This is a genomic window from Haloferula chungangensis (assembly GCF_042664875.1).
GTDB lineage: Bacteria > Verrucomicrobiota > Verrucomicrobiia > Verrucomicrobiales > Akkermansiaceae > Haloferula > Haloferula chungangensis.
Genome location: NZ_JBHTBS010000004.1, coordinates 141,836 through 163,766, shown reverse-complemented (window position 1 = coordinate 163,766; position 21,931 = coordinate 141,836). Strand labels below are relative to the sequence as shown.

Here is a 21,931-nt window from a genome sequence, read left to right as displayed (position 1 = left end):
ACTCACACCTCGACTTTCAAAGCCGGGGAAGACGACAGCCCGAAGAAGATCGGGCGGCGGCTGATGGGGATCAAATCTCGACCATCACCTTGACGCCTTCCTGGCGGAGATTGACGTCAAAGGCCTCCTGGATCCGGTCGAGCGGGAACTTGTGGGTGACCAGCGAAGAGACCGGCAGGCCGATGCGTTCGGCACGCTGGAGGAAATGATAGGCATTGGGATACTCGAAACTGTTGTAAACCCAGCTGCCGGTCACGGTGATCTCCTTGCGGCAGATGTCATGGTGCGGGTTCACCGAGCACTCCCCACCGTCGACGAAATGCCCGACTTCGCAGATGCCACCACCACGGCGGATGCACTTGAAAAGGTTGGCAAAGGCCTGGGGCACGCCGGTAACCTGGAAGCCGGCATGAGCACCGACCCCTTTGGTAAGGCTTTCGACCTTCGCCGCAAGCTCATCAATGCCCCCATAGTCCTTGTAGTTGAGCGTCTCGTCGGCCCCCAGTGAGGCTGCCATCCGGAGCCGCTCGGGATTGCCATCGATGGCGATGATGTTGTTGATGCCGGCGGTGCGCAGCACGGCGACCATCAACAGCCCGATGGGCCCACAGCCCTGGACAATCACCCGAGCACGGAAGTTGAGCCGCATGCCCACATCCTTGGCCCGCTGGTATGCATGGCAGACGACCGCTGCCGGCTCGATCAGGCAACGCAGTTCGAGACTCACTTCATTGACCACAAAGAACGAGGAACCCGGGCGAATGATGAGATATTCGCCAAAGTAGCCATTAAAGTGATTGTCGGCTTCATCAGGCAGCAAACCATAGACCTTGAGATCGTCGCAGAGGTTCGACTTGAGCGGGTTGTATTTCGCGATCATGCACTCCTCGGAGTTCTCGAGGATGCTGGTAACAATCTTGTCGCCGACCTTCACCGGCTTGCCGACGCTGTCCATCTTCACCTCGGATCCGACTTGAAGGACTTCGCCGGTGCCCTCATGGCCGAGGACCACGGGGGTGAGGCCGAAAGGGTCGGAGTTGTAGCAGTGGATATCAGTGCCGCAGATGCCGCAGGCTTCGACTTTGACAAGGATCTCGTCGGATCGGATGTCTCGCAGTGGAAAGCGTTTGATCTCGAGAGTCCTGGGAGCCGTGAGGACAGCAGCACGTCCCGATTTCCCGACCGTGGAGCTGTTAGACAGGCGATCGGCTTGTGTGGCAGCCTGCGAGGCGATCACCTCACGAACGATCCTGCGAACATCCTCTTCATCGACAGCTGGGCGATTCATCCGGACCGAAGTCACCACAGGCGCCCTGCGCTTACAAGAATCACTTGCCGATTCCGCTTCAATCGTCAGGCAGGGTCCATTCCAGAACAGCCATGACTAACGAAGCGGGCTAACAACAATCTTCTGCAGCTCCATCACTGCTTCGGTCTTCATGGGCTCGGGCAGCAGGGCGATTTTGTTCTCACCGGTGATCTCGAGTTTCACCTTGCCGAGCTTCAGCTCCTGCCAGGTCCCGCCGGTATCTGCGGTGCTAAACTCGAGAACCTGCTCGTTTGCCAGCAGTTTCACTTTGTTCCCGCTGTTCTCCTTTCCGCAGCGATAAAATACCGATACTTCAAATTCGCCCGGGCTGCTCAGAGTGAAGATCCACTCCGCCCAGTCCTCCTCACTCGTCCAGAAGCCAAGTCGCTCACCCTCTGCTCCCGAACCATAACGCATGTTCTCGGAGTAAGTGGTTGCCGACTTGGCTTCAAGCAGGACCACGCCGTCGACCGATTGCTCGGGCACTTCGCTCTCGGGAGCAGGACCGAACTCGAGAGACTTCACCTGACATGAGGGAATATTGGACAGATCGCCTGTCAGCATGATCACGGATTGGTCTCCTGTGTCCGACAGCTTGATTTTCCCGAGTTTCAAGGCGTCCGGATTCCTCGACAGATTTTTGCTCGGCACGCGGGTTTTCACCATCACTTCATCGCCAATCCTCAGCTGCACGCCAAGACTCGGATGGATCGAATGATAGATCAATCCAACGTGATAACTCCCCGGCCTTGGCGCCTCGAGTCTCCAGTCCCACTTCGCAAAATGAGCACCCTCCGTGTAGATCCCGTCTCCTTCATCCAGCGAGAATGCGCCACGCGTCCTATCAACCTCGACCGAATAATCCGCGACTACGGGAAGCTCATCAAGGTTGGCGAAGGGATCCGCGAGCAACTGGGATTCATCCGGCACTTCCGCCGCAGCACCGGCAATGAAAAATACTGCCGCGCAGGCGAAGTTCCGATTATTCATGACGGACAGTCTAATCAGCCGTGAAGAATCTCGCAACCTTGGAGAACGGCATGGTCCCTCAGAATTCTGTTCGCCCCGGGCTCCCCGACACGGCGCCCGGCCCGGCGGAGGCCATCTCCTTGACCCACCCGATCCCGTCAATAGGCTGGCGCAACTCCAACAACCTTGCGGAAACCCTGCGATTTTCACAGGTCTCGAAATTCATCAACGGCTAGACCTTCCAGCCAGAAAATGGACTTTCCACCTCCCGACCCTTCTCATGATGAACACTCTAACAGGCACCGAGATTGATGCGATGGACAAGCTTGTCCGCGTCCAGCTCGCCACCACTCTCCCCGGAATCAAACCCGTATCTCTCATCGGCACGACCGATCTCTCCGGCCACACCAATCTCGCCCCCTTCTCAAGCGTCGTGCACATCGGATCGAACCCGGTGCTGCTGGGCATGGTCACCCGGCCCGATGTCGTCACCCGACATACGCTTGCCAACATCATCGCGACGGGCAGCTGGACGATCAATCATCTCACAAGCGCCATCATCGAGCAGGCCCACCACTGCTCGGCCCGCTACCCGGACGAGGTGTCGGAGTTCGATGCCAGCGGCCTGACACCCTACTTCGAGGAAGGCGTCACCGCACCCTTCGTCAGGGAGTCCCCTTTCCGCCTAGCCCTCGCACTTGAGGACCTGATCGATATTCCGACCAATGGTACGAAGCTCATAGTAGGTCGGGTCACCCATGTCCAGCTTCCACAAGGGATGCCCGCCGATGACGGCTCGGTCGACCTGGCGGCCATCGGCCTCGTCGCCTCCACCGCGCTCGACACCTACTTTACCATCACACAGCACGACCGACTGCCCTACGCCAAGCCGAAAGCCTGAAAGCGCCATCTCCGCGCCCCGGCCCCCCGATGCCGGGTCGGCCACGCCGCTGAGGTCCGAGGATTATGAGGTACTGGTCCGGCCCAGCTCACGTTTGATATTTTGAATCGCGGTCTCCGCATTCTCGTCTTGCGGATGGACTTCGGAGAATTTCTCGAAGTTCTCCAGCGCCTTCTCCAACTGGCCCTTCTCGGCAAGAATCATCCCTTGTTCGTAGAGGGCGGGCATGAAGTCGCTCTCAGCCTCGACGGCACGGGTTAGAGCCTCGAGAGCTTCATCCTTATCACCTTCGAGTCGAAGCATATGCCCGAGTGCGTAGTTGGCGCGGGAGTCCGTGGGCGCGAGATCGACGGCTCTTCTGCCCGCTTCGATGGCCGCGTGCTTTTCATCGTTCTGAAATAGCGCCAGGGCGAGACTTGAGTGGAGATCCGGATCGTCGGGAAATTGTTCGATGGCCTGTTGATAGATGGTGATCGCTGCCCGGAGATTGCCGGCGGCAAGTTTCTCACTCGCCTCGATCATCATCTGGTCCTTCTCGCCGACGCCCAACGTGGCGAGCTTTTCTTTGGCGCTCGCGGCATCTTCGGTCCTTCCGGCGGCGCTGAGGAGTTTTACATAAAGCTGCCATGATAGGCTGTCTCCAGGATCCTCGGTCAGAGCGGATTCAGTGCAGGAGATGGCTTTCTCAAGTTGGCCGGCCTGGATCGCATCGATGGCCAGATTATAGAAATGGGTGCTGTCTTCGGGCATGGCCGAGGAGGTTAAGGCTGAACGGAGGGTTTCCAAGGGCGGATTGGTTAATCATGCCTTTCAGCGAGTGACAGTTTCTCCAGCACTTTGATGATGTCGCCCGGTTCGGCACGCTGACGGTAGTCGACTTCGACGAAGCTCCAGACGACACTTCCCTGGCGATCGAGGACGAAGGTGGCAGGGATAGGCAGAATGTTCCCATTGCCATCGTTGATCGACTCCAGATCGAGCTTCCGGTCGTCCCTCATATGCGCAAGCAGGCGTTCCGGAACGTTCCAGGCGACCCCATACTCGGAGGCAACCCGCGCGTCCTGATCACTGAGCACGTGGAAATCGAGAGAGGTCTTTTCGGTCTGGCTCAGGGATTCATCGGGCTTTTGCGGACTGATCGCGACCAACTCGGCCCCAAGGTTCCGAATCTCGGGAAGTTCCGCCTGAAGTGCCCGCAGCTGAAGATTGCAGTACGGGCACCAGCCACCTCGATAGAAAGTCACGACCAGCGGGCCTTTCGCACGAAGTTCCTTGAGTGAGATGAGCTTTCCCCGGGCATCGGGAAGCGTGAACTGAGGGGCCATCCGCCCGACGGAAACAGCGCCTGCGCCAGTCTTAAACTTCCTCGCAGAGGCAATGATGTCGTCGACCGATTCCATGAACTCGGGATTCGCCTGACGGGTTTTCTCGATCTGGGCGTCGGTTTGCTCTCTGAGTGATGGCTTATTCATGATTTCTGACAGGTGGATACTAGACCTCACTGCGGCAGAACGCGAGTCCAAGCTGCTTTAGTCCTCCCGCATCATTTGTTGTCCGAAGCCATTTGCAGCTACTAGATTCGCCGTAGCGATTCGGCATGCCATGGATCCGATCTACGCTTTCTCAAGGACACGAGTTGGCATTCTGAGCGTGAAACACGTCCTTTCATCCGAGGAACTTACCGTCAGGCGGCCGGCATGGGCCTTCGACGCTTCCGCTGCAATGTAGAGTCCCAGCCCAAGACCACTCCCGTTGCTGTCTTTCCCATTTTTCCTGAAGGGTTCAAAAATCGTCAGCAATTGTTCTTCCGGAATCGCTTCGCCACCGTTGCTGACGGAAAGCTCGAATTCTCCCTCGTGGATTGACCAGCGGACCGTGACCGCCTGGTCGTGAGCCCCATGCGTCAATGCATTGGCCACCAGGTTCGAAAGAATCTGCGAAATACGAGCCGGGTCACAGTCGATGGCATCTGTCAGCACATCGTCCGCCACCACCTGCCGTTCCGGGTGAGCCATCCGCAACTCTTCGACGACATGCACCAGGTCCGTCTGAAGGTTCACTCGCTCCATCTTCAAGGTCATCTGTCCACCGAGGCGACCACGCGCGAAGTCCGTGACGTCATCGATCAACTCCGTCATGCGGGTGATACTGTCCTGCATTACGCCCAGCATTTTCCGCTCGCCGGGCTTCAAGTCCGCCTTCTCAAGGATAGTCGTCCCCATGGAGATCGCTCCCAGAGGATTGCGGAGGTCGTGGCCCAGGACGGCAATGAACTGCTCACGCAACTGCGAAGTCTCCTGCGCATCCAGCAGCCTCGTCTCCGCCCGGGCCTTCGCATCCCGGAGATTCTGCTCATAAATCTGGCGGTCCGTCGCCTTGTAGGCCGTCAACCGGATGCCCAGCGGCTTGTCCGTTTCATCGCGTCTCTCACAGGCGTTGACCAGAACCGGCAAGCGGCCCCCGCTCCGGTCGCGCAGTTCCAGAGCGATCTCGTCGAAATACCCCTGCATTCTCAGCAGGGGCGCCAGATGGGTCTCATGGAAAATTCTTCCGCCAATTGTTAGAAGGGAGGCGAAACGTTCTCCCTCGATCTCGCCGACCTCATAGCCCAACCACTCGGCCATTCTGGCGTTGCATTTCAGGATCCGGCCATCCGGGTTGATGATCAGGTGGCCACAAAGAGCGTTTTCGAAGAAATCCCGGAAGTCCTCCTCCATGACTCTGCCGCCCGGTTCGCTCATAGGAATGCCTTGATTGCCGCGATGGTTTCTTCCGGAGCACTCAGGTTCGGGCAGTGACCTGTCGCCTTCATCACCACCAGAGTGCTGTTCTTCATCTTCGAATGGACATAGCTCCCGACCTCAAGCGGGGCGATCACATCGTCCGTGCACTGGAGCACCAGCGTGGGAACCTCCGTGCTTTCAAGAATCCCGCGGTAGTCGGAGAGGAAAGTCGTCCGCGCGAACTGCTTGGCGATCTCCGGATCCGTCCGACAGAAGCTCTCCGCGAGCTCATCGCCGAGCTCCTTCCGATCAGGGTTGCCCATGATCACCGGAGCCATCGACATCGACCAACCGAAGTGGTTGCTATCCAGCGAATCCAGGAGCTCCTCGATCTCTTCCCGACTGAACCCGCCTCGATAACCATCATCGTCGATGTAGCAAGGCGATGGCCCCACCAGCACCAGCGACTTGAACATGTCCGGGGCCATTTCTGCCGCGAGGATTCCGATCATCGCACTCACCGAGTGGCCGACAAAGATCGCGTTCTTCAGCCCGAGTTCCCTGCCAATCTCCACGATGTCAGCAGCGTAGCCTTCGAGTTTCCCGTACTTCTCGGAGCTGTAGGCAGACAGGTCGGATTTCCCGGCGCCCACATGGTCAAACAGCACGATCTGATAGTCATCTTCGAAAGCCGGAGTGACCCATCGCCACATGTTCTGGTCACAGCCGTATCCATGGGCGAAGAGCATGGGAGGACTCCCGGCCTGGCCCTTCATGGCAACGTTGTTCCGATGGGTGACGGTCATGTTTCGCGCGCGTGTCCTCCGGAGACATTGAGCGTGAGCGCCCCGATGTAAACACAATCCAGTGCTCAAATCCGTGATTCCCTTGGCGCCATGGTGGGTGATTTTCCCGACTTTCCGACCAGTACCGGACGTGCTCGAACTGAGGACTCAGCGCAGCCCTTCCTTGAGAAAATTCCTCACATCATCCGGCAATTCCGTGCGCGCGACGATCTTGGGCCACAGCGTGAGCGGCGGTTCGGCAATCAGCGACGGATCGAGATCAACGTTCGCAAGGTCGTCGCAGAGATACTTCCGCTTGCCGCAAATTTCATCGTCATCCATTGTTTCGATGACTTTGCCGGTGGTCAGATTCAGAAAGAAAATGCATGACTCATCCGCAAATTCCGAATCGATCGAGGGCATCAAATCGAGAGCTTGTTCGAATTCATGAATGTCGAGACGGAGGTGGCGGGTCGGCATGTTCATGGGGTGTTGAGCCAGCGATTCACAAAGATCCATAGCACTCGCCCCATGGATGCCAAGCCTGTGGCATGGAGTCCGCTGAGGAGAAGGTGACCCCAAACCCCATAGACGCCCTTTCAAAATGCTATCCGGAGTATCAAGCACCCAGATGATGATACGATGACCTCAAGCAAACGCGCTCGGGAGGGGCTTTAGCACGCGCTCCCAATTGAACGCACTGCCATCCAGGACAGCAGCACCATCGATCCCGCCCCTCTTAGCATCATCCAAAACTTGAAATGGCTCCGCTGCAATTCGCAATGATTTGCCGAGACCCTGCAACCTCTTCTCCATGTTCATCTCCCTTCCTCAGCTCGATATCGTTCTGCGCGTCATGATTCTGGGACCGGTTTCCCTCATCTGGATCGCGGTCGTTGTGAGACTGATCGGACTGCGGTCATTCTCGAAAATGACGGCATTCGATTTCATCACCACCGTCGCAACGGGATCGCTGCTCGCAAGTGCGGCGGCGGCATCGGAGTGGAGCCAATTCTTGCAAGCCAGCGGCGCAGTAGCAGCACTGTTGGCACTTCAGGCCGTGATCGCAGCACTGCGGGTCCACTCTACCGGCCTGATCCAACTTCTCGAAAATGAGCCGCTGCTCTTGATGGAAGATGGGGTGGTGATCCGCGCCAATATGACCAAAGCTCGCGTCAGCGAGGACGACCTCAGGGCCAAGCTTCGCGAAGCAAATGTCCTCCGCTATTCGGATGTCAGGGCAGTGGTGCTGGAAACCACCGGAGATATTTCCGTTCTGCATGGAGAAAAACTCGACGAAGAACTGCTGAAATCCGTCAGACGTTAGTCGCCAAGCAGGAGCAAAAATACTCTCGTCAGGCGGCCTGCCGGCAGCAGCGTCTGCGGGTGAAGATCTGGTGAGAGTGGGTGGATCCCCCGGACCGCATCGGGACCCACCGTGTGGGCACGAAAATGTTCAAGCGCCTTCCAACCTAGCGCAACAGCGGTGCGTTCCTCGCCTCGGGAGCCTGCGATCGCCCGACGAAACAACGAAACGAGCCAGGCGCCCCGCCGTTTTTCACGAAATGGCAAATCTTTCTTCCGGTTGTTGTTGACTTGATTGTTGCTATTGAGATTTGGTCGCAACTATCTGCCAGCAGTAGCTGAAATTCCTCATGAAACATCCATCGACCCGCACCCCCGTCTCCTCCCGCGAACTTCTTGCCCTTGCCACTTTTGCCACGATGGCGAACAGCCTGGCCCAAGACAGCAACTCGAAACCCGCTTCGGATGAAACGAGGCATCTGGACGAAACGGTGATTGAGGCTACCAGCGAAACTCCGATCAACCCGGAGAAGTTGAGCTCCGACAAGGCCACAGCCCCACTGCTCGACACCCCCCAGTCATTCAGCGTCATCCCGGAGGCGGTTTTCAATGAGCAGGGCGCTCGGAACCTCACCGACGTCCTGAGGAACACGCCCGGAATCTCCTTTAATGCCGGCGAAAACGGATTCTCCTCGTCGCAGGACAACTTCAGCCTCCGCGGCACCGACGCCTCGGGCAGCATCTACGTCGATGGCATCCGCGACTCCGGCAGCTACACGCGTGACGTCTACAACATCGAGCGCGTGGAAGTCGCCAAAGGCGCAGCGGCCGATAACGGTCGCGGCGGTAGTGGCGGATACATCAACCTCGTCTCCAAATCGGCTCTCGCCGACGAGTTCTACCGTGGTACCACCAGCCTTGGCTACGCCCCATCCGGTGGCGATGCCCTTTTCCGCCAGACGCTCGACTTCAACATGATGGCTGGCGAGACCCTGATGGGAGACACCGCCGTTCGCCTCAATGCGATGTTTCAGGACGGCGGCGTTTACGGTCGTGAAGTCGCCGACCAGCACGCCTGGGGAATCGCTCCGTCCATCACCTTCGGACTCGGCTCCGCCACCCAGATGTCCTTCTCCTTTCAGCACGATGAAGCCAGAAACCGCCCGGACTGGGGCGTCCCTGCTGCTATGGTGGACGGCATGATCCACTACGATCCCACGATCGGTGAAAGCAATCGGAACAACTTCTACGGTCTGACTTCGGACTTCGACAATACCATCACCGACAGTCTGACGGGGATCATCCAGCACGAATTCTCCTCCGGTGGCATCCTCACGAACACCAGCAGGATTTCCAAAACCACGCGCAATTCGATCTACACCGTTCCAGCCGACTACAATTCCGCCACTCACCTCGTCACCACCCGCCAGATCGGCTACGGTCGGGAAAACACCCTCTTCGCGAACCAGACGAACTTTTCCTACCAGTTCGAAACGGGAAGCCTCAGCCACAGCATTTCCACGGGGCTTGAGCTCAGCCGGGAAGGCTCGGATGCCGATCGTTACGGCACGGCCACCGATCCCGGCACCGGTGCTCCCATTCCGGTTTTCGGATCGTTCCCGAATCGCGCAAGCGGCAACTTCATCGGCGCTCCGACCGAGTTCTCGAAGATCGAGATCGATACCATCGCCGCCTATTTCTACGACACCGTGGAAATCAACGAGCAGTGGCAAGTCACCGCAGGCCTCCGCCTCGAACACTACGACCTCGATCTCCAGAACATCCCCGGCAGCGCCTCCGTCCCGAGCTTCAAAAAAGACGATACCTACCTGAACGGAAAAGTCGGCGTCGTCTACAAACCCCGGGAAAATGGCAGCATCTACGGCGCGGTCGGCGTGTCCTCCCTGCCACCAGGCGCCTACCTCTCCAACCCGGACATCTCCCGCGAGGGCGACAATGCGTTCCCGGGAGCCGGGGGCGGTGTCAACAACCCGAATGCCGATACCCAGCAGAGCTGGAACTATGAAATCGGCACCAAGTGGGACTTCTGCGATGGCGCCATCTCCACCACCGCCGCCATCTTCCACACCAACCGGAGAAACATCGTCATCTCCGATGGCCGGGGTGGCACCATCGGCGAGGGCGAGCAGAACTTCACCGGCATCGAACTCGGCGCCGCAGGCAAGATCAACGACAACTGGACCGTCTTCGGTGGCTTCCTCGCCATGACTTCCGAGCGCGACCACTTCGATGATTACCGGAACTCAGCCGGTCGTCCGGAAGGCAGCCTCGCCGACCGTAGTAACGTCAATGGCGACGAACTGGCCTTCACTCCGAACTATTCCGCGAACCTCTGGACCACCTACGACTTTGACTTCGGTCTCACCATCGGTGGCGGCTTCCAATACGTCGGCTCATCCTACGTTGGGCGCACCGACGACCACGACCGCATCATCCCGAACGGAGTCGCCGGCAAGCTGCCGGGCTACATCACCTTCAACGCCCTGGCCGCCTACAACATCACCGAAGATGTGACGCTGCGGCTCAACGTCGACAACCTCTTCGACGAGGTCTACGCCGTGTCCACCAACTGGGCAGCGTCCCGCGCCTTCCTTGGCGCACCGCGGACCTTCACGCTCAGTGCAGACTGGACGTTCTAACACCCAGCCCACGAACCTTCACCGCCCGGCACCTCGCTCGCCTGCGAGGAGACCGGGCGGCTTCAGGGCGACCTCGCTTTGAAGCGGCTTGGAAGACCGCAAACCTTCAGGGGAACTCCGGCTTCATCCCAATGCCTTTAAGGATTCGATGGTCGGATCTTGCATCTCGATCCCGGCAGGGATCATCGCTTGTAGCCCCGGGTCGAGGAGTCTTGGCGACGACCACCCGGGGACCGCGTCGAGGAATGAATTCGACCCCGCTAGCGGGTCGCAGCGGGCGCGGATGTCAGTGACGGATCCGACTTCGCTGGCACACCTTTCAGGGTGCCGATTCAAGAACCCATTCAAACCCGGGGTGCTCGTCGCCGCCGCTCCTCGACCCCGGGCTACAGGCTGTCATCCCTATCGGGATGTCGATCGGAGTCTTGGATTCTCCCAACCCTCAAAGGCATCGGGCTTCAGCTGGCTGGACACCGTTCGATTCCGAGCCGGCTGAAGCCGGCGCTCCGATCGGCAGATCCTTTGGAATCCGCACTTTCAAAGTGAGCTAGCTCTAGGGCGTTTTTACCCTTCCCACCGCAACTGACAACCCTTTGACTGGAGCCCTTTGCTGATCCCGCATCGCCGCAAAAACCAGCCGCACCCGTACCTCCCATGATCCTTTGCATTCCCGACGTCCTCAGCCCCGAACAAACCAGCGCCTGTCGCAAACTCCTGGAAGCCGACCAGTGGGAAGACGGGAAAAAAACCGCGGGTCATCAGGCGGCCAAGGCGAAGAATAACATGCAACTGCCGTCTAACAGCGCCGCCGCCCAGAAGGTCGGCCAGACGATTCTACAGGCCTTGAACGTCAACCCGCTTTTCATGTCCGCAGCGTTGCCCCTCCACATCCTGCCGCCGATGTTCAACCGCTACTCCGGTGGCCAGCAATTCGGCACCCACGTCGACAGTGCCATCCGCACCATGCCGAACGGACAGAGAATCCGCACCGACCTCTCCTGCACGCTCTTCTTCGCCGAACCCGATGAATACGACGGCGGAGAACTCATCATCGAAGACACCTACGGAGCCAAATCCGTCAAACTGCCCGCCGGTCACATGGTGCTCTACCCCTCCACTTCGCTCCACCACGTCACGCCGGTCACCCGCGGGGCACGGCTGAGTTCCTTTTTCTGGCTGCAGAGCATGATTCCCTCCGACGAGCGACGCTCGCTCCTTTTCGACATGGACATCGCCATCCAGCGACTTTCCGGCGCACTCCCGGATCATGAAGTGGCGAATCAGTCCGCCGTTCAGCTCACCGGCGTCTATCACAATCTCCTTCGCCAGTGGGCCGAGATGTGATCCAGCGGAGTCGGTCCATCGATGGCGACCGGCTTGTCTAACAACTCGTCAATCAACGCCCCGGTTCATGCTCCCGCCGCTCACCGCCATTCCTTCCCATGTCGCCTCGGTCTCGGATTATCGGGAGCTTGCGCGGGAAAGGGTCGAACCCGGCGCCTGGGCCTATCTCGAAGGTGGCGCGGCCGATGAAATCAGCGCAGCCCAAAATCTAACAAGCTTCGACAGCTGCCGGATCATCCCCCGGCATTTCCGTGATTTCAGCAATGCCCACACCCGCACGGAACTCTTCGGACGCCGCTACGCGCATCCCATTTTCGTCGCACCGACCGCCTATCACCGTCTCTTTCATCCGGAAGGAGAACTCGCCAGCCTGCTCGGCGCCACCGCGCTGGAAGCCGGCTTCACCCTGAGCACCCTGGCAAGCGCCAGCCTCGAGGAAATCGGCGCGCAGAAGACCGCGGGACTGTGGTTCCAACTCTACATCCAGCACGACCGGGAATTCACCCTCGAACTCGTCGGGCGAGCTGAGAAAGCGGGCTACGAAGCTCTTGTTCTCACTGCCGATGCCCCCCTCAGCGGTCTGCGAAACCGGGAACAACGGGCGGGTTTCCAAATGCCTGCCCACATCAGCGCCGTGAATCTGAAGGGCATGCGTCCTCAAGCTCCCGCCCAACAAATCTTCGGCAGCGAGCTGCTCAAGCAGTCACCCACCTGGAATGATCTCGCCTGGCTGGCAGAAAACACCCGGCTTCCCATCATTCTTAAAGGCGTGCTCCATCCGGACGATGCCAGGAGCGCGCTGGATCATGGTGCCTCCGGAATCATCGTCTCCAACCACGGCGGCCGAATCCTCGACACCACACCCACCCCTTTCGAAGTCCTCCCGGTCATCGCCAAAGCCGTGGCAGGAGCCGCCCCCGTCCTGGTCGATGGCGGGATCCGCCGAGGCTCGGATATTTTCAAGGCACTCTGCTCGGGTGCCGATGCCGTCATGATCGGACGGCCCATCCTCCACGGGCTCGCCGCCGCCGGAGCCGTTGGAGTCGCCCACGTGATCAAGATGCTCAGGACCGAATTGGAAATGACCATGGCCCTCGCCGGCTGTCCCGACCTGAGCTCCGTGAATCCCGGATTCCTCCTCGAAAAACGCTGAGCAGCGGAGCCTTCCTCCACCTCTGCATCAGGAGGCCAGATGCCATAGGCCTGTCCCCTGTTTCTCATGGATCTCATCGCTCGCCAACTCCCCCCCAGCAGCGCTTCCAGGCTTCAGAGTTCTCGTCGAACCTGACCGTGATGACGAAAGCGGGGACCAGCCCGTGGTTCTAAATGCTCGAAAGAGGGTCACCCTCGCCTTAACATTCCGCTCCGAATAATGTTGACGGCCTTCATGTTACGAGCCCTTAACTAAGGGAATAGCTATGATAGCTGGCTCGTAGTGTGCTTAACCGTCGAGAGCTTGAACCCGTCAGCACCAACATCACAAAATCATGTCTCTCACTCACAACTCCACGATTCGCAATCTCTTCACAGCTCTGTTGGTCGCTGGCCTTGCCGCGCCATCAGCATCAGCGGTGGTCGTTTCTGGAACCTCTTCTGCAGTTGGTATCGACGTCGGAATCACAGCCGCACCAATCGTTGAGCCAGGCGTCGGAGCATCCCTTGAGATAACCGCACCAGATCCGACAACGACACCTAACAGCGGCACCGCTCCGGATCCATACAACGTAACGAAGAATATAGTTGCGTTGAATGTATCGAGCGCTCTTGGCAGCGTCGCGGCCACAAGTGGTTCGACCCATTTTCATTCCGATGTCGATGGGGCTAGCGGAAACCGAGTAGCGGTTGGCACTAGTTCGATCGCAGCAGTCGGGGTCGCCTTATTATCTGCACCCGGCGTTCCAGATTTACTCAGCCTCAGCGCCGAGACTATTGCTTCGACATCCACCAGCTCCGGTGACTATAATTCGTTATCATCCACGGGGACCACCAATTTGGTTAACCTCATGATCCTAATTGAGGGATTAGAAATTAGTCTCGACAGCAATCCTGCACCGAACACGACCGTCTACGCTGGCACCACCACCACCGGCATCTTCGGCTTAAGTGTGATTCTCAATGAGCAAATTACCGTAGGAGATGGTTCGGGCAGCACTGGCATCACGACCAACGCGATCCACATCATTCTAGACAGTGTTACCTACGGGGGCGTGTCCGGAATAAGCGGCGATATTATAATCGGCCAGTCATCATCACTCCTGCTAGCCGAGGTCCCCGAAATTTCGCAGGCTGCAGGGGTCGGCATTCTTCTCAGCTTCGCTTTCTTCGGTCGCCGCCGCAGCTGAGGCATCGGCTGGAGCTTTCCGGGCCGCACGCTACACCCGCTTCACGCGCCTCTTTCGTCGAGCCTATCCCGCTCCAGTCTCCTTGAGGGGTCAGTCTCGTTTATCACGCATTCCCAATTTCGGTCACGACAATCGGGACCGACCTTTCAGAAGGCGGTGTTGGGAAGCCTGATCCGGCTTGATGGGGGTTCGCAATGTGTAGGTGACGGATCGATTGGGATGAGTCCCGCGGGAAATAGGACGCAGGCTTTGCGGCGGATGCGGGGGCAGTGAGAATCGGGAGAGCAGTTCGGTGCTTGAAAATCGGACCGACCACTGACACATAGGAGCATTCACCTGGTGGGAGCGGTCATTCAATGCAGACCTCGTTGTGTCCGATGCAAGTTGCAGTCCTCGGGCATGCGCGGGAGACGCGAAAGCCTTGAAATCCCGTTGAATTTCCGGCGGCACGCTTAATGCGAAGAGGGATCCGGACTCGCCCATCAAGCGCGGTCCCCACAACTAAACCCCAATAAAAGAAATGATCACCAATCTCCATCAACTCTACCACGACCAAATTCGCGATCTCTACAGCGCCGAAAACCAGTTGCTCGAAGCTCTTCCTGAAATGGTCCGAGCCGCCACTGACAACGATTTGCGTGAGGCATTCCAGTCGCACCTCGAAGAAACCCGCGGTCATGTCGATCGCCTCAAGACCATTTGTTCCGCCCATGGGATCGCTCCCGAAGGAGAGACCTGTGAAGCGATGAAGGGGCTGATCAAGGAAGGGAAAAAGCACTTGGAAGCAACTCAGGCGGGCCCGGTCCGCGATGCCGTCCTGATTGCCTCCGGAAATCGGGTCGAACACTACGAGATCGCCGGCTATGGAGTCGCCAAAGCATTCGCCTCAGTCCTCGGTTTGGACGACGACGAGAAACTGCTAGATGACACGATCGAGGAGGAGGGAAGTGCTGACAAGAAACTGACCAAACTAGCCACCGGCGGAATGCTCTCGAGCGGCATCAACGAGGCGGCTTGTTGAGCATCTAACAAAGGAGCCTCTCCACATGGGTCGAGCGTGGTTCCTTGCAAAGGAGAGTCGGCCGAGGCGCTGGCTCTTCTTTTTTGTTCAACAACCGAGTCGCTCGGAATTCCGTGTATCTCACGAGCGGCGGGCAGACTTCCTCCCAAAAATTGGAGCTTGGAACTGAAGTCAATCCTAGGTGAATGCTTGAAAAACGGGACCGACCCCAGCGTCATGCGGCCCCCCGTCATCCTCATTCACAGAGGTATCCTTGAGAACCCTCGTTTTTCGGGACCGACCCCTTTCACTGGTCACCGACCCCTTTCACTGGTCACCGCGAAGCCGATTCCGAAGGACGTCGATGTCCTTGTTGAGGTGGATGACGGCATGCCTCTCGGCAAGTTGGCCAGGCTCACCCGCCAGTTGCTCGGAAAGACCCTGCAAAGTGGTGACGGTTGTGCTGCCGATGTGTTCATCAGCAGTCCGAAGGGCGAGTATCTCGGACGCATCTGCTCATATAAGAACTGCGCTCCGGACATCCAGACGAGTTGTCAGGCGAAACATTGCGGACGGCGGACACATCTATGCGACGATCTCCAGAATGTTCACCTCGATCCATCGCTGGTCGCCGCACCGCCACTCTCGCTGGTGCCCGACATCGTCGCCCACACCGGAATTCCGGATGACGTTCGCGAGATCCTTGTCGCCGGTCTGCGCTGAATTCCCATTCCCGCGAAATGGGATCCCGATAATCAAACCCTTAGCCTCGTCGCCTTAGTCGCTTGCTTGAAAGCGAGGGGCCTCTGAGTTTCCCGAACACTCGTCTTTCGGGACCGACCCGCTTCACGACCCCTTTCAGACTTTCAGACCCCTTTCATAGCGATAGAACCCTAGGGATAGACCATCCGGTGACGAAATCGTTCCCATTCAAACACGGAAGTTCATGCAGAGTTAACCTATTAGTTACCCACGATGGAAATCCCGTCATGGCGAATCGTCCTTGCTCTACTTCCGCTTCCCGTCGCCCTCATGGCGAGCGACATTGATGGCGACGGAATTCCTGATGATTGGGAAGACAACCATCACATGGACAAGAGCAATCCCAACGACGCCTCTGTCGATTTTGACCGTGACGGCTTGGATGCTTTTAAGGAATACGTGCTAGATTCGTCTGGAGCAGGTGAAGGCCCCATCGGAAACTGGAGTTCGAACCTGATTAACCTCGACTTCATGAACAGGATTGACTCCAGCTTCAACCGAAAAGAGATCGTCGACTTCAACGATCGCGGAGACTTGCTGGTCAACGTGAGAAGCTGGACCTACGCACCGGGCTTGGTCCCAACTTACTACTATCGGGTATGGTTCTATAATGGCAGCGAGGGCACATGGAGCGTTCTCTCAACGGTGGACGGGCGGGAACCATCGCTATTGAAGGCTCATGACTTGAACAATGAAGGAGTTATTGTTGGAGAGGCCCGATCCGCAGCATCCAACGGAGGCGATCCGTTCGGATTCATCAAGGACATGCGAAAAGCAACTTGCACCGGAGACGTCTCACCGTACTTGACGCCGTTCAGCGAAAGCCTCGAAACCCTGGTGGGGATCAACGACTTCGGCGAAGTCATTGGCGTGGATGCAGCCGGAGACCCCTACTTTGAAACCCTCTCCGGCGGCACGGTAAGCTGCCCGCCATCCTGGACTTCCCCGGTCTTCACAGCAATCAACAATTGGGGCGAAGTGGCCGGGGTTGAGTATGGCGACTACTGGGGAATTGGCGCCCCAAGGCACTTTCTGATGACGCCGGGATGGAGCTGGCTGACCGACTTCCCCGCGTTTGACAATAAACTCCTTGATCTGGAAAGCAGCGAGATCGAAGAGCTCTTCGATGCCAGCTTCCGCCCGACATGGCTCAACGACTGGGGTGAATTCGGCGGCCACTACTGGATCGAAACCCAAGACGACTGGTGAAATGGCTCGTGGTTCTTCGACGGATACGCCCATGATGCCACGGTCTCGGGGACCGACCCTCAAGTCCGCTACCGCGACCTCTTGCCAGACGGATAATATCATCAAACCATTCGCGGCCTCAATGACTGGCCTCAAATCATCGTATCTTGCACGGATACAGACGAGGAGGAACCCGAGGATTTTGACGTTTATTTGCTGAACGGGCCGACCAAGGTGGCCATATCGGCTTTAACATCGAACAGCTCTATTTCCAATCATACCTACGAGCAATCCATGCCGGTTGCCATCAACAACCACGGCACTATCGTCGGCTGGACCAACTACGGAACCTCCCTCTACCTTCTAAGTCTGGATCAGGACCGCGACAGCGATGGAATGTCGAACGACTGGGAAATCTATTATGGTTTCGACCCGGACGACTGGTCAGACGCACAAGGGGATCAGGACGGCGACGGAATCAGCAATCTTGCAGAATCGAGGCTCGGCTCGGTCCCCACTTCGTCCGGCTTCCGAATGGCACTCGACAGCGACGGAGACGGCCTGCCGGACGCATGGGAACGAAAATTTTTCGGCAACCTTGACAAGGGGCCCGATGATGACGGCGATGGAGACGGACTGACCAACCGGGACGAATGGCTCATCGGCACGGACCCCACTCGGGCGGACAGCGATGACGATGGGCTGGATGACCTTTAGGAGTTCTACTACTACGGCAGTGATCCGAATGGAAGCGACACAGATGCCGATGGGATTCCCGACGGTGCCGAGGACCTCGGCGGCTCCAACCCCATGGATCCTGATAACACTCCCCGCTTTCCCCCTTATATTGGTTTGAAGACAAGCTATTCCGAAAACGGACCCCTCTACGAACAGGGAGCATTTCTATTTACAAACCCGTTCTACTCTTCATCAAATGGGCACTTTCTTTCGACACTTAGAATGGAAAGTCTCGCCTACTGGGACGACAACGCCCCGGACCACAAGCCCTATGTAGGAATGCGGCTCTACTCCGACTATGCAGGCACGGATGGATACCGGCTCAACGTCCTGCACATACGTGATCTCAACGGAGTCCCGGTTTCGGGAGAAGTCGAGGAGTTCCTGATACCCGCTGGAGCCACAGAAAGCAATGTCATCGAAACGGTCGCTGACGAAGATGGCGAGCAGGATTACCTCCTGCCCGTGGAGTTTGAGGATATCAATGACCACTCCGACACCGGAGACGATGTCACGATAACTCATTGGGATACCTCCCAGGACATCGCGAACGAGAACATCGCTTGGATCGACGCCCACACGTCCGATCAGGACGCAGCGCCGCGAATGCCGCAGCTTGAGTTCAGGGTGCCGGGGCTTCCTGATGGGTTGACCATCGAGGCGAAACTGTTTGTTGAATACGAACGTCCATATGCCGAGAAACAAGGCGAGGACACGGTAAGAATCCCTGCCAACGGAAACTTCGTCCAGATCAACGGCGACACTTGGGAAATCTACAATGAGGCCGACTGGCAGACCGAATTGAACGACCGGGGCTTCTTCGGCGGCGATGCAAAGCTGACTTATCAGATCAAACAGGGCGCGAATATAGTCGTTGGCCCCGAAGAGATTGACTTCGCTATTGGTGGGGAGAATCCGGCGGACGACAGGTGCAAGCAATACACTCAGTCGCGACCCGGTGCGCCGTGGTATGCTTACGCGATTGAGAAACACGAAAGCCAGGCCTACAACCCAGGGTTCTACAACCAATTTTGGGAGCGATCTGGCAACAGCAGTCCGATCAATGGCGGCATCAACTATGAGTTTACTTTGGGTGATCCGCTCAAGGTTCTGTCCCCCGGAGAAACTGGAGTGGGCGGAACCGGTCTGGCGCAGGTGACCGGAGCGGGTGGAAACAAGAACAATCCAGCAGCGTGCGAGATTTTTTGGAATTGGCAACGGAACGTTGATGCGTTCTTGGCGATCTTAGCGGACAAAATCCAAATCGCTGAGACGTTCATGAACGATCCAACTCCGCGTAGTGGGCCGGGTTCAATGCCCAATGGCCAGCGACCACAAACCACTTTCCATACGGGGCAGAATGTTCCGGTTCCTTCGCGGGATCAAGCCAACGTAACCTTCGGTGACAACCAGGGGGAAAGGAGACCGGAAGACGCGGTTGCAATCAAAGCGTATAACGGAGCCAGCGCTCACTGGTGTTCATGGCGAGGGCCTGCTGTTCACGAGTGGCAATGGAACTACGGTCAGAACAACTATGTCGAAAGGGTATGCGAGCAGGTAGAGGAGGAGGAAGAAGAATGACCCGTATCTTTATGTCTCTTGTTCTCGCGTGTGCCCTTGTTGAAAGCGCACTAGCAGAGCCATTGGACAAATGGCTGTTAGAAAAAATCGAAGCAGACGAAGAATTACTGCGAGCGGCTGTATTGAGGGAAAATGGTCGGGATATCCGCCTGCTAGAGAGTTCGACGACTTACGTTCCGTTCTTTGTTGAGCCCCCCGATTTTGGTTCCGAACCACAAAATTACGACGGCAGTTCAATGACGGCTTTCTTCAATCAGCAAGACGCCTCATTGCTTGCAGGAGGCTACCTTTATCGAATTGCATTCGGAAACGGATCAGCGCTTTATGCGCTGTCTGGTGGGGATTGGGACGGCAAGGCATGGTTTAGCCCGAATCTCGGCAAAGAACTCGAAATCAATCCTCTCAAGGTTTGGGCCGGAAGTGGAGGCGCTGACTTCGCGTATGCAACGATCTTGTCAGGTGTTCCGCCGCGCCTCGTGTTGTTTGATGGAAACGGCGAAGTGAAGGAAGAGCGTCGCTTCGACTTGTCCGATCCTGACTTGGCATCGAAAATCCAGGAGGCGGAGAATCAGTATTCGAGCGCTGGCGAACCGGCTTTGGAAATGGTCTCTCTGGCAGAGTATCTTCGGGAGAATGCTCCTTCTTGGCGAAGCGTCGAGGTTACATCGGCGTTCAACTTGCGGAACCAGCACAAACGCCCCGAGGAAATCGAGCGCATTGAGGAAATCGAAAAGTTGACTCGCAATGAGGCGGAAGGCGAACTCCGGTCGCGCCTCGGGCACCGCGAAGTGGCAGATGAGCCATCGAATCCCAAAGTTGAGACCGATGCTCCCCGCAACACCGGCTTGGCGAGTGAAGACGAAACCTCTCAACCCGAGACCAATCTGCGGAACGGCGAAAGCGAAACCCCATCGTGGCCGCTCGTGCTTGGCGCAATCGCCGTTCTCGGTGTCGCGGTCATCCTCGTTCGGGCGTTTTTGCGTGGTCGGGCGTCGTAGGGCTGGCGCAGAAGCGGAGGCCACCCGGTCAAAGAGCAATCGACCGCTGCGGCACGCCCCGTGCGGATGAGGTGCCGAGTGCGTCCCGCGTTCGCGGGACGGTCGAAGGGAATGGGCACCTCGCACGGGCCGCGCCTCCGCTCGCGCGCGGGTAGTTCGGGCCGCGGTCGCTGGGCTTCCGGCCTTCCTCAGCGCCTCGTTCCTCGGCACATCGTGCAGGCCTCCAGCCGCTCCCTTCGCCGTGTTGGCGGCCGGACTTGAATCGCGCGGTCGCGAGGCATTCGACCGAGGTATTTGGCCGCGCGACGATGAAAAACGATGGCACGCATCCGGCGGCAATTTCAGATGCCGAGTTCTTTCTCCAAGTCTTCGAGTGCGACAAAGTTTTCGGACCGACCGGCTTCCCGATCTGCCTTCGCTTCGGCAATCGATTCCTTTTCCTCCTCACTGAGGTCGAGTCCATTGGACTCCATGAAATCAACAAATTCATCGTAAGGGATGACCACTTCGACGGGTTTGCCACCCCGATCATACCGGATGCTTTTTCGCAATATGGCTTCTATCGTCATGCATTAAGGATAAAGGTCATCCGTCATTTTGCGAGCCCAGATTTCTTGCTTGGCCTGCTGGTGTGGCGACGACAGATTTAACACTATGGCGCAATCACCGGCACGAGGATTTTCCACACATTCTCCGCCACCTTCTCCTGCCCTTCCGCGGTCGGGTGGATGCCGTCGGGTTGGTTGAGGTTTTCGACGTTGCCGACGCCTTCGAGGAGGAAGGGGATGAGGGTGGATTGGGTTTCCTTGGCGGCTTCGGGGAAGACGGCTTGGAAACGGGCGGTGAAGTCTTTGCCCATGTTGTCGGGCATCTGCATGCCGGCGATGAGGACTTCGATGTCGGGATTCTTGGTGCGGGCTTTGGCGACGATGCCGAGCAGGTTCTTCTTGGTCTCCTCGGGGGAAATGCCGCGCAGGCCGTCGTTGCCGCCGAGGGCGATGATCAGGACGTTCGCTCCTTTTCCCATGGCCCAGGCGACGCGGCGCAGGCCGCCGGCGGTGGTGTCGCCGCTGACCCCGGCATTGGCGACGGTGTAGGGAAGTTCGGCGGCGTCGATCTTCGCCTGGAGGTGGGCGGGGTAGGCTTCCTTCGGATCGAGGCCGTAGCCGGCGGTGATGCTGTCGCCAAGAACGACGATGCGCTGACTCGCTTGATTTGCATTCGGCGATTCCTCGCCCAATAGTGCGGTGCCCGTGGCAAGCAGTAGCCCTAACATGAAATTTCTCCGCAATGTCATCCCCATCGACCGCTAGACTAGAATCCGCT

The 21,931-nt window shown here is 57.9% G+C and carries 21 protein-coding genes; 12 read left to right on the top strand and 9 right to left on the bottom strand.

The window, feature by feature from the left end; all coding sequences use genetic code 11:
* Nucleotides 1–70: 70 nt before the first annotated feature.
* Nucleotides 71–1,288 carry a zinc-dependent alcohol dehydrogenase gene (locus tag ACFQY0_RS09820; RefSeq protein ID WP_379711780.1) on the bottom strand — a complete coding sequence of 406 codons (1,218 nt, stop codon included), beginning with the start codon at nt 1,286–1,288 and terminating at the stop codon, nt 71–73.
* A 96-nt stretch (nt 1,289–1,384) separates the two neighbouring features.
* Nucleotides 1,385–2,299, bottom strand: a complete 915-nt coding sequence (locus tag ACFQY0_RS09815) for a hypothetical protein (RefSeq protein WP_379711777.1) — start codon at nt 2,297–2,299, stop codon at nt 1,385–1,387.
* A 259-nt stretch (nt 2,300–2,558) separates the two neighbouring features.
* Here ACFQY0_RS09815 and ACFQY0_RS09810 point away from each other — a divergent pair, with 259 nt between their 5' ends.
* Nucleotides 2,559–3,179: a flavin reductase family protein gene (locus ACFQY0_RS09810; protein WP_379711775.1), complete on the top strand. Its 621-nt coding sequence runs from the start codon at nt 2,559–2,561 to the stop codon at nt 3,177–3,179.
* Between the two features lie 63 nt (nt 3,180–3,242).
* Here the strand turns inward: ACFQY0_RS09810 and ACFQY0_RS09805 are convergent, their stop codons facing one another.
* From ACFQY0_RS09805 to ACFQY0_RS09785, 5 genes are all read right to left on the bottom strand, one after another.
* Nucleotides 3,243–3,929 carry a tetratricopeptide repeat protein gene (locus ACFQY0_RS09805; RefSeq protein WP_379711772.1) on the bottom strand — a complete coding sequence of 229 codons (687 nt, stop codon included), beginning with the start codon at nt 3,927–3,929 and terminating at the stop codon, nt 3,243–3,245.
* Between the two features lie 47 nt (nt 3,930–3,976).
* Nucleotides 3,977–4,651, bottom strand: a complete 675-nt coding sequence (locus ACFQY0_RS09800; protein ID WP_379711770.1) for a peroxiredoxin-like family protein — start codon at nt 4,649–4,651, stop codon at nt 3,977–3,979.
* Nucleotides 4,652–4,792: 141 nt separating this feature from the next.
* Nucleotides 4,793–5,920: a PAS domain-containing sensor histidine kinase gene (locus ACFQY0_RS09795; RefSeq protein ID WP_379711767.1), complete on the bottom strand. Its 1,128-nt coding sequence runs from the start codon at nt 5,918–5,920 to the stop codon at nt 4,793–4,795.
* The gene (locus ACFQY0_RS09790) at nt 5,917–6,708 is read right to left on the bottom strand and encodes an alpha/beta fold hydrolase (RefSeq protein WP_379711764.1); all 792 of its coding nucleotides are present in this window, start codon (nt 6,706–6,708) and stop codon (nt 5,917–5,919) included. The genes ACFQY0_RS09795 and ACFQY0_RS09790 overlap by 4 nt, the downstream gene beginning before the upstream one ends.
* A 147-nt stretch (nt 6,709–6,855) precedes the next feature.
* The gene (locus ACFQY0_RS09785) at nt 6,856–7,173 is read right to left on the bottom strand and encodes a hypothetical protein (RefSeq protein ID WP_379711761.1); all 318 of its coding nucleotides are present in this window, start codon (nt 7,171–7,173) and stop codon (nt 6,856–6,858) included.
* Nucleotides 7,174–7,501: 328 nt separating this feature from the next.
* On the opposite strand from ACFQY0_RS09785, the gene ACFQY0_RS09780 reads away from it, so the two are divergent.
* The 11 genes from ACFQY0_RS09780 (at nt 7,502) to ACFQY0_RS09730 (ending at nt 20,605) form a co-directional block, all read left to right on the top strand.
* A complete protein-coding gene (locus ACFQY0_RS09780) occupies nt 7,502–8,014 on the top strand; it encodes a DUF421 domain-containing protein (RefSeq protein WP_379711758.1) in 513 nt (170 codons plus the stop codon).
* Between the two features lie 328 nt (nt 8,015–8,342).
* Nucleotides 8,343–10,652: a TonB-dependent receptor gene (locus ACFQY0_RS09775; protein ID WP_379711755.1), complete on the top strand. Its 2,310-nt coding sequence runs from the start codon at nt 8,343–8,345 to the stop codon at nt 10,650–10,652.
* 654 nt (nt 10,653–11,306) lie between these two features.
* Nucleotides 11,307–11,996 carry a Fe2+-dependent dioxygenase gene (locus tag ACFQY0_RS09770; protein WP_379711752.1) on the top strand — a complete coding sequence of 230 codons (690 nt, stop codon included), beginning with the start codon at nt 11,307–11,309 and terminating at the stop codon, nt 11,994–11,996.
* Nucleotides 11,997–12,063: 67 nt separating this feature from the next.
* Complete coding sequence (locus tag ACFQY0_RS09765; RefSeq protein WP_379711750.1) at nt 12,064–13,149, top strand: alpha-hydroxy acid oxidase; 1,086 nt, start codon at nt 12,064–12,066, stop codon at nt 13,147–13,149.
* Between the two features lie 334 nt (nt 13,150–13,483).
* Nucleotides 13,484–14,338 carry a hypothetical protein gene (locus tag ACFQY0_RS09760; protein ID WP_379711747.1) on the top strand — a complete coding sequence of 285 codons (855 nt, stop codon included), beginning with the start codon at nt 13,484–13,486 and terminating at the stop codon, nt 14,336–14,338.
* A gap of 520 nt (nt 14,339–14,858) precedes the next feature.
* Nucleotides 14,859–15,359: a ferritin-like domain-containing protein gene (locus ACFQY0_RS09755; RefSeq protein ID WP_379711744.1), complete on the top strand. Its 501-nt coding sequence runs from the start codon at nt 14,859–14,861 to the stop codon at nt 15,357–15,359.
* A gap of 216 nt (nt 15,360–15,575) precedes the next feature.
* Nucleotides 15,576–16,061, top strand: a complete 486-nt coding sequence (locus ACFQY0_RS09750) for a hypothetical protein (RefSeq protein ID WP_379711741.1) — start codon at nt 15,576–15,578, stop codon at nt 16,059–16,061.
* 252 nt (nt 16,062–16,313) lie between these two features.
* Complete coding sequence (locus ACFQY0_RS09745; RefSeq protein WP_379711738.1) at nt 16,314–17,309, top strand: hypothetical protein; 996 nt, start codon at nt 16,314–16,316, stop codon at nt 17,307–17,309.
* A 273-nt stretch (nt 17,310–17,582) separates the two neighbouring features.
* Nucleotides 17,583–18,005, top strand: a complete 423-nt coding sequence (locus tag ACFQY0_RS09740; RefSeq protein ID WP_379711735.1) for a hypothetical protein — start codon at nt 17,583–17,585, stop codon at nt 18,003–18,005.
* Nucleotides 18,006–18,098: 93 nt separating this feature from the next.
* Entirely contained in the window at nt 18,099–19,607 is a 1,509-nt protein-coding gene (locus tag ACFQY0_RS09735) for a hypothetical protein (RefSeq protein WP_379711732.1), read from the top strand.
* The gene (locus ACFQY0_RS09730; RefSeq protein ID WP_379711729.1) at nt 19,508–20,605 is read left to right on the top strand and encodes a hypothetical protein; all 1,098 of its coding nucleotides are present in this window, start codon (nt 19,508–19,510) and stop codon (nt 20,603–20,605) included. The genes ACFQY0_RS09735 and ACFQY0_RS09730 overlap by 100 nt, the downstream gene beginning before the upstream one ends.
* Before the next feature lie 341 nt (nt 20,606–20,946).
* Here ACFQY0_RS09730 and ACFQY0_RS09725 read toward each other — a convergent pair whose 3' ends face one another.
* Nucleotides 20,947–21,174, bottom strand: a complete 228-nt coding sequence (locus ACFQY0_RS09725; protein WP_379711727.1) for a hypothetical protein — start codon at nt 21,172–21,174, stop codon at nt 20,947–20,949.
* Between the two features lie 83 nt (nt 21,175–21,257).
* Nucleotides 21,258–21,881, bottom strand: a complete 624-nt coding sequence (locus tag ACFQY0_RS09720; protein ID WP_379711725.1) for an arylesterase — start codon at nt 21,879–21,881, stop codon at nt 21,258–21,260.
* Between the last annotated feature and the right edge of the window lie 50 nt (nt 21,882–21,931).